The sequence below is a fragment of the Nocardioides zhouii genome, assembly GCF_004137345.1.
Classification (GTDB): Bacteria; Actinomycetota; Actinomycetes; order Propionibacteriales; family Nocardioidaceae; genus Nocardioides; species Nocardioides zhouii.
The window spans coordinates 88,779-101,903 of record NZ_SDWV01000007.1; the positions used below are offsets into that span (position 1 = coordinate 88,779).

12 protein-coding genes and 1 pseudogene are annotated in these 13,125 nt (G+C 71.5%); 12 read left to right on the forward strand and 1 reads right to left on the reverse strand.

Features of this window, described 5'->3' with window-relative positions; genetic code table 11:
• Positions 1-20: 20 nt before the first annotated feature.
• The 6 genes and pseudogenes from EUA94_RS08810 to lhgO all read left to right on the forward strand — a co-directional run bounded on the left by EUA94_RS08810 (position 21) and on the right by lhgO (position 3,938).
• Positions 21-437, forward strand: coding sequence for a DUF1810 domain-containing protein (locus tag EUA94_RS08810; RefSeq protein ID WP_129426503.1), 417 nt, complete (start codon positions 21-23; stop codon positions 435-437).
• A gap of 108 nt (positions 438-545) precedes the next feature.
• The gene (locus tag EUA94_RS22915; RefSeq protein WP_277986095.1) at positions 546-680 is read left to right on the forward strand and encodes a hypothetical protein; all 135 of its coding nucleotides are present in this window, start codon (positions 546-548) and stop codon (positions 678-680) included.
• A gap of 31 nt (positions 681-711) precedes the next feature.
• Positions 712-1,716: a beta-ketoacyl-ACP synthase III gene (locus EUA94_RS08815; protein WP_129426504.1), complete on the forward strand. Its 1,005-nt coding sequence runs from the start codon at positions 712-714 to the stop codon at positions 1,714-1,716.
• Between the two features lie 146 nt (positions 1,717-1,862).
• Positions 1,863-2,018 (forward strand): annotated as a pseudogene (locus EUA94_RS23120) (alcohol dehydrogenase catalytic domain-containing protein); the annotation flags it as partial.
• Positions 2,019-2,368: 350 nt separating this feature from the next.
• Positions 2,369-2,638, forward strand: coding sequence for a zinc-binding dehydrogenase (locus EUA94_RS22605; RefSeq protein WP_242494755.1), 270 nt, complete (start codon positions 2,369-2,371; stop codon positions 2,636-2,638).
• A 67-nt stretch (positions 2,639-2,705) separates the two neighbouring features.
• Positions 2,706-3,938: an L-2-hydroxyglutarate oxidase gene (gene lhgO / locus EUA94_RS08825; RefSeq protein ID WP_129426505.1), complete on the forward strand. Its 1,233-nt coding sequence runs from the start codon at positions 2,706-2,708 to the stop codon at positions 3,936-3,938.
• Between the two features lie 28 nt (positions 3,939-3,966).
• Here lhgO and EUA94_RS08830 read toward each other — a convergent pair whose 3' ends face one another.
• The gene (locus EUA94_RS08830) at positions 3,967-4,749 is read right to left on the reverse strand and encodes an alpha/beta fold hydrolase (protein ID WP_207210467.1); all 783 of its coding nucleotides are present in this window, start codon (positions 4,747-4,749) and stop codon (positions 3,967-3,969) included.
• Between the two features lie 94 nt (positions 4,750-4,843).
• Between EUA94_RS08830 and EUA94_RS08835 the strand changes: the two genes are divergently transcribed.
• From EUA94_RS08835 to EUA94_RS08865, 6 genes are all read left to right on the forward strand, one after another.
• Positions 4,844-5,836, forward strand: coding sequence for a hypothetical protein (locus EUA94_RS08835; protein ID WP_129426506.1), 993 nt, complete (start codon positions 4,844-4,846; stop codon positions 5,834-5,836).
• Between the two features lie 56 nt (positions 5,837-5,892).
• Positions 5,893-7,428: an alpha/beta hydrolase family protein gene (locus EUA94_RS08840; protein ID WP_129426507.1), complete on the forward strand. Its 1,536-nt coding sequence runs from the start codon at positions 5,893-5,895 to the stop codon at positions 7,426-7,428.
• 225 nt (positions 7,429-7,653) lie between these two features.
• A complete protein-coding gene (locus tag EUA94_RS08845) occupies positions 7,654-9,153 on the forward strand; it encodes a long-chain-fatty-acid--CoA ligase (protein WP_129426508.1) in 1,500 nt (499 codons plus the stop codon).
• A complete protein-coding gene (locus tag EUA94_RS08855) occupies positions 9,150-11,069 on the forward strand; it encodes a PHA/PHB synthase family protein (protein WP_207210468.1) in 1,920 nt (639 codons plus the stop codon). Before EUA94_RS08845 ends, EUA94_RS08855 begins: the two co-directional genes overlap by 4 nt.
• Positions 11,059-11,925, forward strand: coding sequence for a poly(3-hydroxyalkanoate) depolymerase (gene phaZ / locus EUA94_RS08860; protein ID WP_129426511.1), 867 nt, complete (start codon positions 11,059-11,061; stop codon positions 11,923-11,925). Before EUA94_RS08855 ends, phaZ begins: the two co-directional genes overlap by 11 nt.
• Positions 11,922-13,121 carry an acyl-CoA dehydrogenase family protein gene (locus EUA94_RS08865; RefSeq protein ID WP_129426512.1) on the forward strand — a complete coding sequence of 400 codons (1,200 nt, stop codon included), beginning with the start codon at positions 11,922-11,924 and terminating at the stop codon, positions 13,119-13,121. The genes phaZ and EUA94_RS08865 overlap by 4 nt, the downstream gene beginning before the upstream one ends.
• The last annotated feature ends 4 nt before the right edge of the window (positions 13,122-13,125 follow it).

A 13,125-nucleotide genomic window follows, 5' to 3' on the forward strand; every position in this document is an offset into this window, starting at 1 on the left:
CGGGCCTGCACACTGGTCCCGTGGACCTCCAGCGCTTCGTGGCAGCCCAGGACGCCCTCGGGACGTACGACCGCGCGCTGGGCGAGCTGCGCGCGGGTCGCAAGCGCAGCCACTGGATCTGGTTCGTCTTCCCGCAGCTCGCCGGCCTCGGCTTCACCCTGACGACGCGGGCGTTCGCCATCGCTGACCTCGCCGAGGCGCGGGCCTATCTCGACCACGACGTGCTGGATCCGCGGCTGCGCGAGTGCTGCGCGGTGCTGCTCGCGCTCGAGGGCGTGTCGGCCGAGCAGGTATTCGGCCCCATCGACGTGGTGAAGCTCAGGTCGTCGATGACGTTGTTCGGTCGCGCCGCGCCGGACGAGGCTGTCTTCGCCGAGGTCCTCGACCGCTTCTTCGACGGGCTGGAGGACGAGCGGACCGTACGACTTCTGGGCTGACCCCGGGGCGATCTCGCGTTCAGCACGCGCTCTGACCCGAGCGACGCAGCACCTCACTCGGGGTGGTCGGCCGTTGCCACCGTGGCGAGGGCGGCGTACGACTGAGGCATGACCACGACGCCGTTCGAGCCCAACCCCGACCCCGAGATCGTCCCGTCCGGAGATCCCCAGGTGAACCCGATCGACCCGGGCGTGATCCCGGATCCGGGCCTCCCGGACACCCAGCCGGACGGTGCCCCTTAACCCGGCACCGTTGGCTGCCTATGCTCGCGGGATGACCATCCAGCAGCCGACCGAGCTCACCCACGCAGCGATGCTCGGCCTCGGGGTCCACCGGCCCGAGCGCCTCGTGACCAACGACGAGATCTGCGAGGTGCTGGACTCCTCCGACGAGTGGATCCAGACCCGCTCGGGGATCCGGACGCGGCGCTTCGCCGGCGAGGACGAGACGCTCATCGGGATGTCGACCAGCGCGGCCGAGAAGGCCCTCACAGCAGCTGGCGTCGGCGCCGACCAGGTCGGCTGCGTCATCGTCGCGACCTCCACGCACCCCGAGCACACGCCCGCGTCGGCGCCGCAGGTCGCGACCGCGCTCGGCATCAACGCGGCGGCCTTCGACATCTCCGCCGGTTGCGCGGGCTTCTGCCACGCCCTCAACCTCGCGGCCTCGATGGTGCGCTCGGGTGCGGAGTCGCACGTCCTCGTGATCGGAGTCGAGCAGCTCAGCCGCTTCATGGACCCGACCGACCGCGGCACCGCCTTCATCTTCGCCGACGGCGCAGGTGCGGTCGTGGTGGGACCGTCGGACGCCACCGGCATCGGCCCGACCGCCTGGGGCTCGGACGGTTCGCAGGCGCACGTCATCACCCAGACCCCGAGCTGCATGGGCACGCGCAGCCACTCCGACGCCGACCACCCCGTCGTCCAGATGGAGGGCACGGCCGTCTTCCGCTGGGCTCCGTTCGCGATGGCCGAGGTCGCGCACGAGGCGCTGCGCCTCGCCGGCGTCGCGGTCGAGGACCTCGACGCCTTCATCCCGCACCAGGCAAACCTGCGCATCACCCAGACGCTCGCCAAGAACATCAAGCTGCCCGACTCTGTCGCCGTCGCCACCGACGTGATCGACTCCGGCAACACCTCCGCCGCGTCGGTGCCGCTGGCGATGGAGGCGATGCTGCGGCAGGACGAGGCGTCCGCCGGAGACACCGCTCTCCTCATCGCCTTCGGTGCCGGGCTGAGCTACGCCGGCCAGGTCGTGACGCTGCCGCCCCTCGGCTGATGCCACGGGTGCCCGTCTAGGTTCGGGAGATGGCTCACCACTGGATCGCGACCAGGCCCGGCGGGCTCGACGTCTTCTCCTTCGAGGAGTACGTCGTCCCCGCGCCGCAGCACGGCGAGGTCACCATCGCGGTCCGCGCGGCCGGGATGAACCCCGCCGACGCCAAGCACGTGGCCAGTGGCGCCGGGGACTTCCCGCGGGGGATCGGGTACGAGGTCGCCGGCGTGGTGAGCGCCGTCGGTCCGGACACCGAGATCGCGTCGGGTGCCGTCGCGGTGGGTGACGAGGTCCTCGCCTTCCGGGTCAGCGGGGGCTGGGCCACCGACGTCACCGTCCCTGCGGCGGACGTCTTCGCGAAGCCGCCCTCACTGTCGTTCGGCGAGGCCGCCAACCTCCTGCTCGCCGGCACCACCGCGGCGGAGATGCTGCACGTGACCGGCGTGGGTCCGGGCGACACGATCCTGGTGCACGGGGCGTCCGGTGCCGTGGGGGTGAGCGTGCTCCAGCAGGCAGCCCTCATCGGCGCGCAGGTGGTCGGCACGGCGAGCCCGGCGAGCCACGACGTGGTGGCCCGCTTCGGTGGAGTACCGGTGGCGTACGGCCCCGGGCTCGAGCAGCGGGTGCGCGAGCTGGCACGGACGAGGCGCTCGACGTGTCGCTCGCGCTGGTCGCGGACCGGGGGCGGATCGTCACGATCGCTGCCGCCGACCGTGCCCGTAGGGACGGGTTCACCCACATCGCCGGCGCGCTGCCTGCCAGCAAGGCCTTCCGCGCGTCGGTGCGGGCCGACCTCGTGCAGTGGGCGGCCTCCGGCCGGCTCGTGGTGCCCGTGGCGCGCTCGTACGCCCTGGCCGACGCGCTCGAGGCCACCGAGCTGCTGATGGGGCAGCACCCCGGCGGGAAGCTGGTCCTGCAGCCGTAGGGCCTGGGCTCGCGAGCCTGTCGTACGCTCGAACCACGCTCGGGCCCACGCTGACGGGAGGACGACCATGACCCCGCTCGGCAAGAGCTCGTCGTACGCCGTCGTCGGTGGCGGCATCCTCGGTGCGGCCGTTGCGCGCCGGCTGCAGGTGAGCGACCCCGACGCGGTCGTGACCGTGTGGGAGAAGGAGGACCGCCTCGCCGCGCACCAGACCGGCCGCAACTCCGGAGTGGTCCACGCCGGCCTCTACTACGAGCCCGGCTCGCTCAAGGCGACCCTGTGCCGCCGCGGGGTCGGCCTGCTCCGCGACTTCTGCGACGAGCACGACATCGCGTACGACGCCTGCGGCAAGGTGCTGGTGGCGCTCGACGAGGTGGAGGAGGGGCGCCTGGACGCCATCGAGGCCAAGGCCCACGCCAACGGCGTGCCCGGCATCCGCCGCCTCTCCGGCGGCGAGCTGCGCGAGATCGAGCCGCACGTGCGGGGCATCGCCGGTCTGCACTCCCCGTCCACGGCGATCGTCGACTACCCCGGTGTCACGCGCCGCCTCGGGCAGCTCGTCGAGGAGAACGCCGGCACCGTCCGGCTCTCCACCGAGCTCACCGGCATCCGCCAGGACGGCACCGGCGTGGTGCTCACCGGCCGGACCGACAGCGGGCCGGTCGAGGACCGCTTCGACCGCGCGGTGCTCTGCACGGGGCTGTGGGCCGACCACACCGCCGAGCAGGCGGGCGACACGAGCGAGCCCCGGGTCGTGCCGTTCCGCGGGGAGTACCTCCTGCTGCGCCCCGAGCGTCGCTCCCTCGTCAACGGTCTCGTCTATCCCGTCCCCGACCCGCGCTACCCGTTCCTCGGCGTGCACCTGACGCCTCGCGTGGACGGCGAGGTGATGGTCGGGCCCAACGCCGTCCTCGCACTCGCCCGCGAGGGCTACGACTGGCGGACGGTCTCGGCGCGCGACCTGCGCGAGGTCGTGGCGTACGACGGCTTCCGCCGCTTCGCCCGCCAGCACTGGCGTACCGGCGTGAAAGAGGTGGCGGGCTCGCTGAGCCGGCGGCGCTTCGTCGCCGAGGCCCGCCGCTACGTGCCCGAGCTCCGGCTCGAGGACGTGGTCGCCGGCCCGAGCGGCATCCGCGCCCAGGCGATGGAGCGGTCCGGCGCACTGGTCGACGACTTCCGGATCACCACGCGCGACCGGGTCACCGCGCTGCGCAACGCGCCGTCGCCGGCGGCCACCTCGAGCCTGGCGATCGCCGAGCACGTCGTCGACGTCGTCCTGGGTCGCGACGTCGCACGGTGAGCGCGGCACTCCCCGATGGGGAGGACCTCTACGACGACCTGGTCCGGTCCGCGAGCCGGGCGGCCACGATCGACCACACGTCGGGGTCGAACCCCATGCCGAGGTGGGTCGAGGAGATCTCGATGTGCTCTGCCAGCGGGCTCGCGTGGTCGATGCAGGCCTGCCACGACACGATCCCGTCGCGGCGCGAGAACAGGATCGTGAGCGGCACCCGGATCGGGTTGCTCTCGTCGAGGCGGCGGCTCTCGCGGTGGCCGTCGACGTCCGCCCCACGGTTGTAGGCGCGCGCCACCGTCGTGTACGTCGGCCCGCCCACCGGGGTGCCGTACGTGATCACCCGGTCGATGGCCTCCGGGTGGAGCCGCGCCACTTCGCGGGCGACCACGCCGCCGAGGCTCCAGCCGACCAGCGAGGCGGGCCTGCCCGTCTCCTCGGCCAGCTCCACGACCCGTGCTGCCAGCCGCTCGATGTCGCGGCGCGTGCTGCCGGTGTTGGTGCCGAAGCCCCAGCCGCGGGCGTCGTACCCCAGGCGCCTGAGGTACTGCCGCAGCGGTGCCCCCGAGACCTCCGGTGCCTTCCACCCGGGGATGTCGATGACCAGGTGGCCGTCCCCGCGGGGCGCCGCTGCCAGTCGCGGCAGGGCGCCCACCAGTCGGGCGGCGTCGAGCGCGGCGCGGACCTCGCCCAACGCCGTACGCGTCGCGGGCGGACCGCTCGGCCGTTGGAGGGACACCGTGTCCGACCGCTCGCGCGCCCGGGTGCGTACGCCGACAGTGGCCAGGAGGGCTGAGGGGCGGAGGGGGCTGGCCATGCCGGCGACTGTACGACGGGGCGAGACCTTGGTCCCGGCGATGTCGGGACCTTCGCCGCTGCCGGGCGCCGCGCCGGTCCTCGACGCTGGGTGCATGACGTACCCGCTCGCTGTCCTCGTGCCTGTCCTGCCCACCCACGAGCGGTGGTTCGTGGAGTCCCAGCAGGCGGGTGACTGGTCGTTCTTCTTCTCGCCGTTGCCGCTCGTGCTCACGACCGCGGTCGTGGTGGTGACGGTGCTGTGGCGCGTCCTCGCGCTGCGGGTCGACCGACCGGAGCTGGCGTTCCTCGCGCCGCTGGGCAGGCTCGTGCCGTGGGTGCCGCGCCTGCTCGGGATCCACCTCGGCGTCGCGCTGCTCGCACTGGCGGCGACGGGCGCCTTCATGACCCCGGCGAACGACGACCTCCACGGGGTCGGCGGGACGGCACTGCTCCTGGTCGAGGCGGCCCTCGGGATCTGGCTGGTCACCGGCATCAACCTGCGTCCGGCCGCGGGCTTCGTCCTCGCGCTCGGGCCCGCGCTCGCCCTCGTCGCCGGTCCGACGGCGCTCGGCGAGAGCGCCAACCTGGCTGCGGTCGCGGCCTTCCTGCTCGTCGTACCTCCCGGCCCCGACGCCCACGGCGCCGCCCACCCGTCGAAGGCCCAGCTGCGGCTGGCGCTCCTGCTGCTCCGCCTCGGCGTCGGCACGGCGCTGATCGTGCTGGCCTTCAGCGAGAAGCTGACCAACCCGGCGATGGCGATCGACACCCTCGAGCGCTTCCCGGCCCTCGATGTCTTCTCGCTCGTCGGCATCCAGGTCTCGCCCGAGACCTTCGTCGCGATCGCCGGCGCGACCGAGCTGCTCTTCGGCCTGCTCGTGATCTCGGGGGCGTTCCCGCAGGTCGCCGTGCTGGTGGCGATGGTGCCGTTCAACGCCACCCTCCTGCTCTTCGGGCAGACCGAGATGGTGGGCCACCTGCCGGTGTACGGCGTCTTCCTGGCGCTGCTCGCGTACGGGTCCTCGGCGCAGACCGCGGCTGCGGTCCGGTGGCTGCCGAGTCCCGCCTGGCGACGCCTGTCGGCCGTGAGGCATCCGGTCGAGGCGTAGCCGTCGCGGGGGCTACTCGTTGGTAGGGGTGACCCCTCCCGCGAAAGAGGCCCCTGATGAACCGACTCCTCGCCGCCACAGTCATCGGCGTCGTCACCGCCGCCACCAGCCCGCTGCTCGTCGCGCCACCGGCCACCGCGGCCGACGTCACCACGACGGACGGCTGCCTCACGAGCATCCCGGATCCGGGCACGACCGCGCCGGTGCAGATCTGCTACACCCTCTTCCGCCCGGCCGGCGCGACGACGGCCGCGCCCGTGCCGATGGTGCTGCACAGCCACGGCTGGGGCGGCAGCCGCACCACGGACCCCGCATCCTTCTCCTACCTGACCGACGCCGGCTTCGGCGTGCTGAGCTTCGACCAGCGCGGCTTCGGCGAGAGCGGCGGCCACGCGTACATCGAGAATCCCGACGTCGAGGGCAAGGACGTGCAGAAGGTCGTCGACCTCGTGGCCGCCCAGCCGTGGGTCGCCAAGCAGAAGCCGGGCGATCCGGTGCTCGGTGCGATCGGTGGGTCGTACGGCGGTGGCTACCAGTTCGTCGGCGCCTTCAGCGAGCTCCGCGACACCGGCACCACCCGCTTCGACGCGCTCGTCCCCGAGATCACCTGGTGGAGCCTGACCGAGAGCCTGTTCCCGCAGGGCGTGCCGCGCACCGAGTGGGCCGCCGCCCTCACGGCCGCGGCGCTGCCGACCGACGCGCTGCCGCCGATCGTGCTCCAGGGGTTCGCCGAGACGACCGCGACGGGCAACGTGCCGTCGTACCTCCACGACGTCCTCGACAAGAACGGTCCGGAGTGGCACGTGCGCAACGGTCGCAAGCTCGACATCCCGGTGCTGTTCGGCCAGGGCGAGACCGACAACCTCTTCCCGCTCCACCAGGGGCTGAAGAACTTCCAGCGCGCGCTCACTGACAAGGCCCGCAGCCGCAGCATCTTCGTCGGCTACAACGGCGGCCACACGCTGCCGTCCGCGCTGCCCGCCGGCACGAACTACGACATCCCGCTCGCGGTGAACGACGCCTGCTCGCCGACGCTGGGCAGCCCGTCGTTCGACCAGCTGGGCCTGCGGTTCCTCCAGCAGAACCTGCAGGGGAAGAAGACCGGCCTCACCGGCTTCGGCCGCTACCACCTCACGACCGCGGCCGGTCGCTGCGTGAACGTCCCCTCCGTCGCGCCCTCGACCACGGTGCCGCTCGGCGACGTCGTCAGCACCGTCGGTGTCGGTGCGCCGATCGCCTACCCGATCGCGCAGGGGCCGCTGACGATCGCCGGCTCGCCGTCGCTCGACGCGAGCATCAGCACGATCGGCCTCGACAACCGCGCGTTCCTCGCGCTGTCGGTCGGCACCAGCCCGCTCGACGCGAAGATCGTGCAGAACAACATTCTGCCGATCCGCGAGAACGGCATCACCCTCAACAAGCCACGCACCGGCATCGAGCTGCCGTCGGTCGCCGTCGACGTGCCCGCCGGCCAGACGCTCTTCCTCACGGTCTCGCCGATCTCGGACATGTACGCCGGCTTCGGCAGCCGCGTGGTCGGCGCGATGACGCTCCGTGGGGTGAAGGTGCACCTGCCGGTGACGTCGAGGTGACCTCGCTCCGGTAGCGCCGGCGGGAACTCGGAGGCGTACGTCTGCCGCCGCAACAGCGTCGTCAGAGCGCCGCGAAGATCGACCAGCCGAACGGGTGAGCCGTGGGTTGTGGCACTCCCCGAAGCGGTGGACAGTGGGCCGGAGCCCCGTGCTCTCGATGCCGTCGTCACCCAGCGGGGCTCAGGAGGGCGCAGCCCTCTCAACGACGTACTCGGAAGGCACCCAGTGACCAATCTGGCCGACAACCTGACCCGGACCGCCGAGCAGCACGGGGACCGCCCCGCGGTGAAGCTCGACGACCTGGTGGTGACCTACGCCGAGCTCCAGGACGGCGCCCGGCGGGTGGCCACCCTCCTGAAGTCCAAGGGAGTGGGCCCGGGTGACCGCGTCGGCCTGGTGATGCCCAACGTGCCGCCGTTCCCGGTGGTGTTCTACGGCGCCCTGGCTGTCGGTGCCGTGGTCGTGCCGATGAACCCGCTGCTCAAGGGCCGCGAGGTGAAGTACTACCTCGAGGACTCCGGCGCATCGATCGTCTTCGCCTGGAAGGACATGGCGGACGAGGCGGGCAAGGGAGCCTCCGAGGTCGGGATCGAGTGCGTGGAGGTCAGGCCCGACTTCGCCGAGGTGCTGGCCGGTCACGACCCCGACGAGGAGGTCGTGGACCGCGACGACGACGACACCGTGGTGCTCCTCTACACCTCCGGCACCACCGGCCAGCCCAAGGGCGCCGAGCTCACGCACCGCGGCATGAGCACCAACGCCGCGCTCAGCGCGGAGACGCTGGTCGAGCTCACCGAGGAGGACGTCGTGATGGGGTGCCTGCCCCTCTTCCACGTCTTCGGCCTCACCTGCGGCCTCAACGCCTCGGTCCTCACGGGGGCGTGCCTGACCCTGCTGCCGCGCTTCGACGCCGACAAGGCGTTGACGATGGTGGCCCGCGACCAGGTCACCGTGTTCGAGGGCGTCCCGACGATGTACGCCGGCATGCTCCACGCCGACGGCGCGGACGAGGCGGACATGTCCAGCCTGCGCACCTGCATCTCCGGCGGGTCCGCGATGCCGGTGGAAGTGATGAAGAAGTTCGAGGAGAAGTTCGACTGCGTCGTGCTCGAGGGCTACGGCCTCTCCGAGACCTCCCCCGTCGCGTCCTTCAACCAGCCCGACCAGGAGCGGAAGCCGGGGTCCATCGGCACCGAGGTCCGCGGCGTGGAGATGAAGCTCGTCGACGACGACGACAATGACGTCGCGCAGGGCGAGGTCGGCGAGATCGTGATCAAGGGCGAGAACGTGATGAAGGGCTACTGGGGACGTGAGGAGGACACGGCCGAGGCGATCAAGGACGGCTGGTTCCACACCGGCGACCTCGCGAAGGTCGACGAGGACGGCTACTTCTTCATCGTCGACCGCAAGAAGGACCTGATCATCCGTGGCGGCTACAACGTCTACCCCCGCGAGGTCGAGGAGGCGCTCTACGAGCACGGGTCGGTCGCCGAGGTGGCCGTCATCGGCATCCCGGACGACGACCTGGGCGAGGAGGTCGGGGCCGCCGTCGCGCTGAAGTCGGGCGAGGACGTCAGCGTCGAGGACCTCCGCGCGTTCGCGAAGGAGCAGCTGGCGGCGTACAAGTACCCCCGCGTCATCTGGATCGTGGACGAGCTGCCCAAGGGACCCACCGGCAAGATCCTGCGTCGCGAGGTCAGCGCGCCCGACGGAGACTTGACGTGAGCACGACGGCCGAGACCGAGCGAGCGGTCACGAGCAAGAAGAAGCCGGCCGCGAAGAAGTCCGCCCGCACGAGGGCCCCAGCCAAGAAGGCCCCAGCCAGGAAGACCGCAGCCAGGAAGACCGCAGCCAAGAAGACCGCAGCCGCTGCCCCGGCGCCCGCGCAGCAGGCCGAGGGCCGGATGCACGCGCACGACGAGTCGGAGGAGTCCGCCGAGCGCGACGCCAGCAGCGCGCTTGCGACGCCGCTCGACCTGCTGCTCGCCAACGCCGGCAGCGGCCCGATGCGGCGCTTCGTCCCGGGGATGTCGGGGGTGAAGTTCACCGCTGGGCTCGCCCGCCACCCGCGCGTGGTCGCCCGGCGCGCGGCCGGGCTCGCCACCGAGCTCACCCGGGTCGGCGTGGGTCGCTCGCGGCTGGCTCCCGACGAGAAGGACCGCCGCTGGAGCGAGGAGGCGTGGGCCCGCAACCCGGCGTTCAAGCGCACGCTGCAGAGCTACCTGGCGATCGGCGCCGCGGCGCGCGGCCTGGTGGACGACGCCGGGCTGGGCTGGGGGGACGACCAGCGCATCCGGTTCATCGTCGACAACCTGGTGGAGGCGGCCGCCCCCAGCAACAACCCGTTCCTGAACCCCAAGGTGATCAAGCGGACCCTCGACACCGGCGGCGGCAACCTGGTCGCCGGTGGGCGGCGCTTCGTCCGGGACTTCGCCACCGCTCCCCGGGTGCCGTCGATGGTGGAGGCGGACGCGTTCGAGGTGGGCCGCGACATCGCGGTGACACCCGGCGCGGTGGTGCTGCGCACCGACGTCTTCGAGCTCATCCAGTACACCCCGCAGACCCCGCAGGTGCGGACCGTGCCGATGCTGATCGTGCCGCCCACGATCAACAAGTACTACGTGATCGACCTGGCGGAGCAGCGCTCGCTAGTGGAGCACCTGGTGCAGAACGGCCAGCAGGTCTTCTGCATCTCGTGGCGCAACCCCGACGTACGCCACGCCGACTGGGGGCTGGACACCTACGGCCAGGCGATCCTCGAGGCGATGACCGCCTGCGAGGACATCACCGGCCAGGACCGGACGGCGGTCTTCGGCATCTGTTCGGGCGGGATGATCGCCTCGATGGTGATGGCCCACCTCGCCGACATCGGCGAGCAGGACCGGGTCGCGGCGTACAGCCTGGCCGTGACCGTGCTCGACCAGGAGCGGGCCGGGGTCACCAGTGCGCTGCTCTCGCACAAGGCGGCCGCGGCCTCGACGCAGGCGTCGAAGGAGAAGGGCTACCTCGACGGCCGCACGCTGGCCGAGATCTTCGCGTGGCTGCGCCCCAACGACCTGATCTGGAACTACTGGGTCAACAACTACCTGATGGGCCACGCGCCCAAGGCGTTCGACATCCTCTACTGGAACGCCGACCCGGTGCGGATGAGTGCCGCGATGCACCGCGACTTCATGGACATCGCCCTGCGCAACGCGCTCGTCGAGCCGCGGGCGGCCACGATGCTGGGCACCAAGGTCGACCTCGGCGAGATCACCACCGACACGTACGTCGTTGCCGGGATCGCCGACCACCTCTGCAAGTGGGAGTCCTGCTACCAGACCACGCAGCTCTTCGGGGGCGACACCAAGTTCGTGCTGTCGACCAGTGGCCACATCGCCGCCATGGTCAACCCGCCCGGCAACCCCAAGGCCAGCTTCCAGACCTCACCATCGGGTGGTGGCCGCAAGGGCACGGACAACCCCGACGACACCCGGGAGTGGTTGGACCGGGCGGTGAAGGTCAAGGGCAGCTGGTGGGACGACTGGGTGGCGTGGCTGGCGGAGCGCAGCGGCGAGGAGCGCGCCCGGCCGCGCTCCCTCGGCAACGCCTCCCACCCACCCCTGGACGACGCCCCGGGCACCTACGTCCATGACCGCTGAGCACGGCGACCGCGTCCGCAACGTCACGGTCCGGGGCATCACCGCCCGGGTCTCGGTGCGGCCCGGGGTCGGGTCGTACACCGACCAGCCGCCGCTGCTGCTGTGCAACGGCATCGGCATCAGCTTCGAGGCGCTGCAGCCGCTGGTCGACCGGCTCCACCCCGACCGCGGGGTGGTGCGCTTCGACGTCCCCGGCGTGGGTGGCTCGGCGCTGCCACCGCTGCCCTACCCCATCGCCGGGCTGGCCTCCTGGGTGACCGCGCTGATGGCGAGGCTGGGGCACCGGCGCTTCGACGTCCTCGGCCTGTCCTGGGGTGGTGGCCTGGCCCAGCAGCTGGCGGTCCAGGCTCCGCGGCGCGTACGCCGGGTGGTGCTGGTGGCCACCGGCACCGGCACCCTGATGGTGCCGGCCCACCCGCGCGTGCTGAAGATCATGTCGACGCCGCGCCGCCACCGCGATCCGGCGTACGCCGCCCTGGTCGCCCCGCAGATCTACGGCGGCTCGATGCGCACCGACCCCGGGCTCGGTGCAGCACTGCTGCACGGCGCCACCCGCTCCGGTCCCAAGCGGGGCTACTACTACCAGCTGGCGGCCATGGTCGGCTGGACGAGCCTGCCGTTCCTGGGCCTCCTGCGGCAGCCGACGCTGGTCATGGGCGGCGACGACGACCCGATCATCCCGGTCGCCAACCCGAAGATGCAGGCCGCACTGATCCCGCACTCGCAGCTGCACATCTACCACGGAGGACACCTCGCCATCCTGACCGAGGCTGACGAGCTCGCACCCATCATCGACGTGTTCCTCGATGCCCCCGGCATCGACGGCACGAGCCTGAACGAGGAGAACCCCGGATGAGCAGGAACGAAGACCTGAGTCTCGAAGACTCCCCCTCCTCGGACTTCCTCGGCTTCGAGCTGCTGCTCGGCGAGGAGGACCGCACCGTGCTCAGCAGCGTGCGCGCGTTCATGACGCGAGAGGTCGAGCCGATCATCAACGACCACTGGACCCGCGCCACGTTCCCGCATGAAGTGGTCCCGGGCCTCGCGAAGCTCGGCATCGCCGGCCTGGCGTTTGACGGACCCGGCTGTCCCGACCGCGGGGCGCTTGTCGACGGCATGGTCATGATGGAGCTCGGCCGCGTCGACCCGTCGATCGCCACGTTCATGGGCGTCCACGGCGGCCTGGCGATGGGCTCGATCAACCTGTGCGGCTCCGACGAGCAGCGCGAACGCTGGCTGCCCGCGATGGCGCGGATGGAGATGATCGGAGCCTTCGGACTGACCGAGCCCGACGTCGGCTCGGCGATCTCGGCCGGTCTCGCCACGAGCGCCCGGCGCGACGGCGACGAGTGGGTCCTCAACGGTGAGAAGAAGTGGATCGGCAACGCCGCCTTCGCCGACCTGGTCATCATCTGGGCGCGCGACGAGGAGGACGGGCAGGTCAAGGGCTTCGTCGTCGAGAAGGACACGGACGGGATGACCTTCGACAAGCAGGAGGACAAGATCGCCCTCCGCGTCGTGCAGAACGCCGAGATCCACCTCCGCGACGTCCGCGTCCCCGAGGCCAACCGGCTGCAGAAGGCGGACAACTTCCGCTCCACCGCCGACGTGCTGCGCGTCACCCGGATGAGCGTGGCCTGGTCGGCGGCTGGATGTGCGCGCGGTGCGTTCGAGCACGCGCTTCGCTACACCAAGGCCCGCGAGCAGTTCGGTCGGCCGATCGCCTCCTTCCAGCTGGTGCAGGACTTGCTCGTGAAGATGCTCAGCAACGTCACCGCCTCCACGGCCATGAACGTACGAGCGTCGCAGCTGCAGGATGCCGGCCTGCTCCGCGACGAGCACGCATCGCTGTGCAAGGCGCATGCGACGGTGCGGATGCGCGAGGCCGTCGGCTGGGCGCGGGAGGTCCTCGGCGGCAACGGCATCCTGCTCGAGCACCACGTGGGTCGGTTCGTCGCCGACGCGGAGGCGATCTACTCCTACGAGGGCACCCGCGAGATCAACACCTTGATCGTGGGACGAGCCATCACCGGTGAGAGCGCTTTCGTCTGACGGC

Excerpts from the sequence above, each read along its gene's own strand:
- EUA94_RS22915 (WP_277986095.1), top strand. The coding sequence starts at position 546 with ATGACCACGACGCCGTTCGAGCCCAACCCCGACCCCGAGATCGTCCCG.
- EUA94_RS08815 (WP_129426504.1), top strand. The coding sequence starts at position 712 with ATGACCATCCAGCAGCCGACCGAGCTCACCCACGCAGCGATGCTCGGC.
- lhgO (WP_129426505.1), top strand. The coding sequence starts at position 2,706 with ATGACCCCGCTCGGCAAGAGCTCGTCGTACGCCGTCGTCGGTGGCGGC.
- EUA94_RS08830 (WP_207210467.1), bottom strand. The coding sequence starts at position 4,749 with ATGGCCAGCCCCCTCCGCCCCTCAGCCCTCCTGGCCACTGTCGGCGTA.
- EUA94_RS08835 (WP_129426506.1), top strand. The coding sequence starts at position 4,844 with ATGACGTACCCGCTCGCTGTCCTCGTGCCTGTCCTGCCCACCCACGAG.
- EUA94_RS08840 (WP_129426507.1), top strand. The coding sequence starts at position 5,893 with ATGAACCGACTCCTCGCCGCCACAGTCATCGGCGTCGTCACCGCCGCC.
- phaZ (WP_129426511.1), top strand. The coding sequence starts at position 11,059 with ATGACCGCTGAGCACGGCGACCGCGTCCGCAACGTCACGGTCCGGGGC.
- EUA94_RS08865 (WP_129426512.1), top strand. The coding sequence starts at position 11,922 with ATGAGCAGGAACGAAGACCTGAGTCTCGAAGACTCCCCCTCCTCGGAC.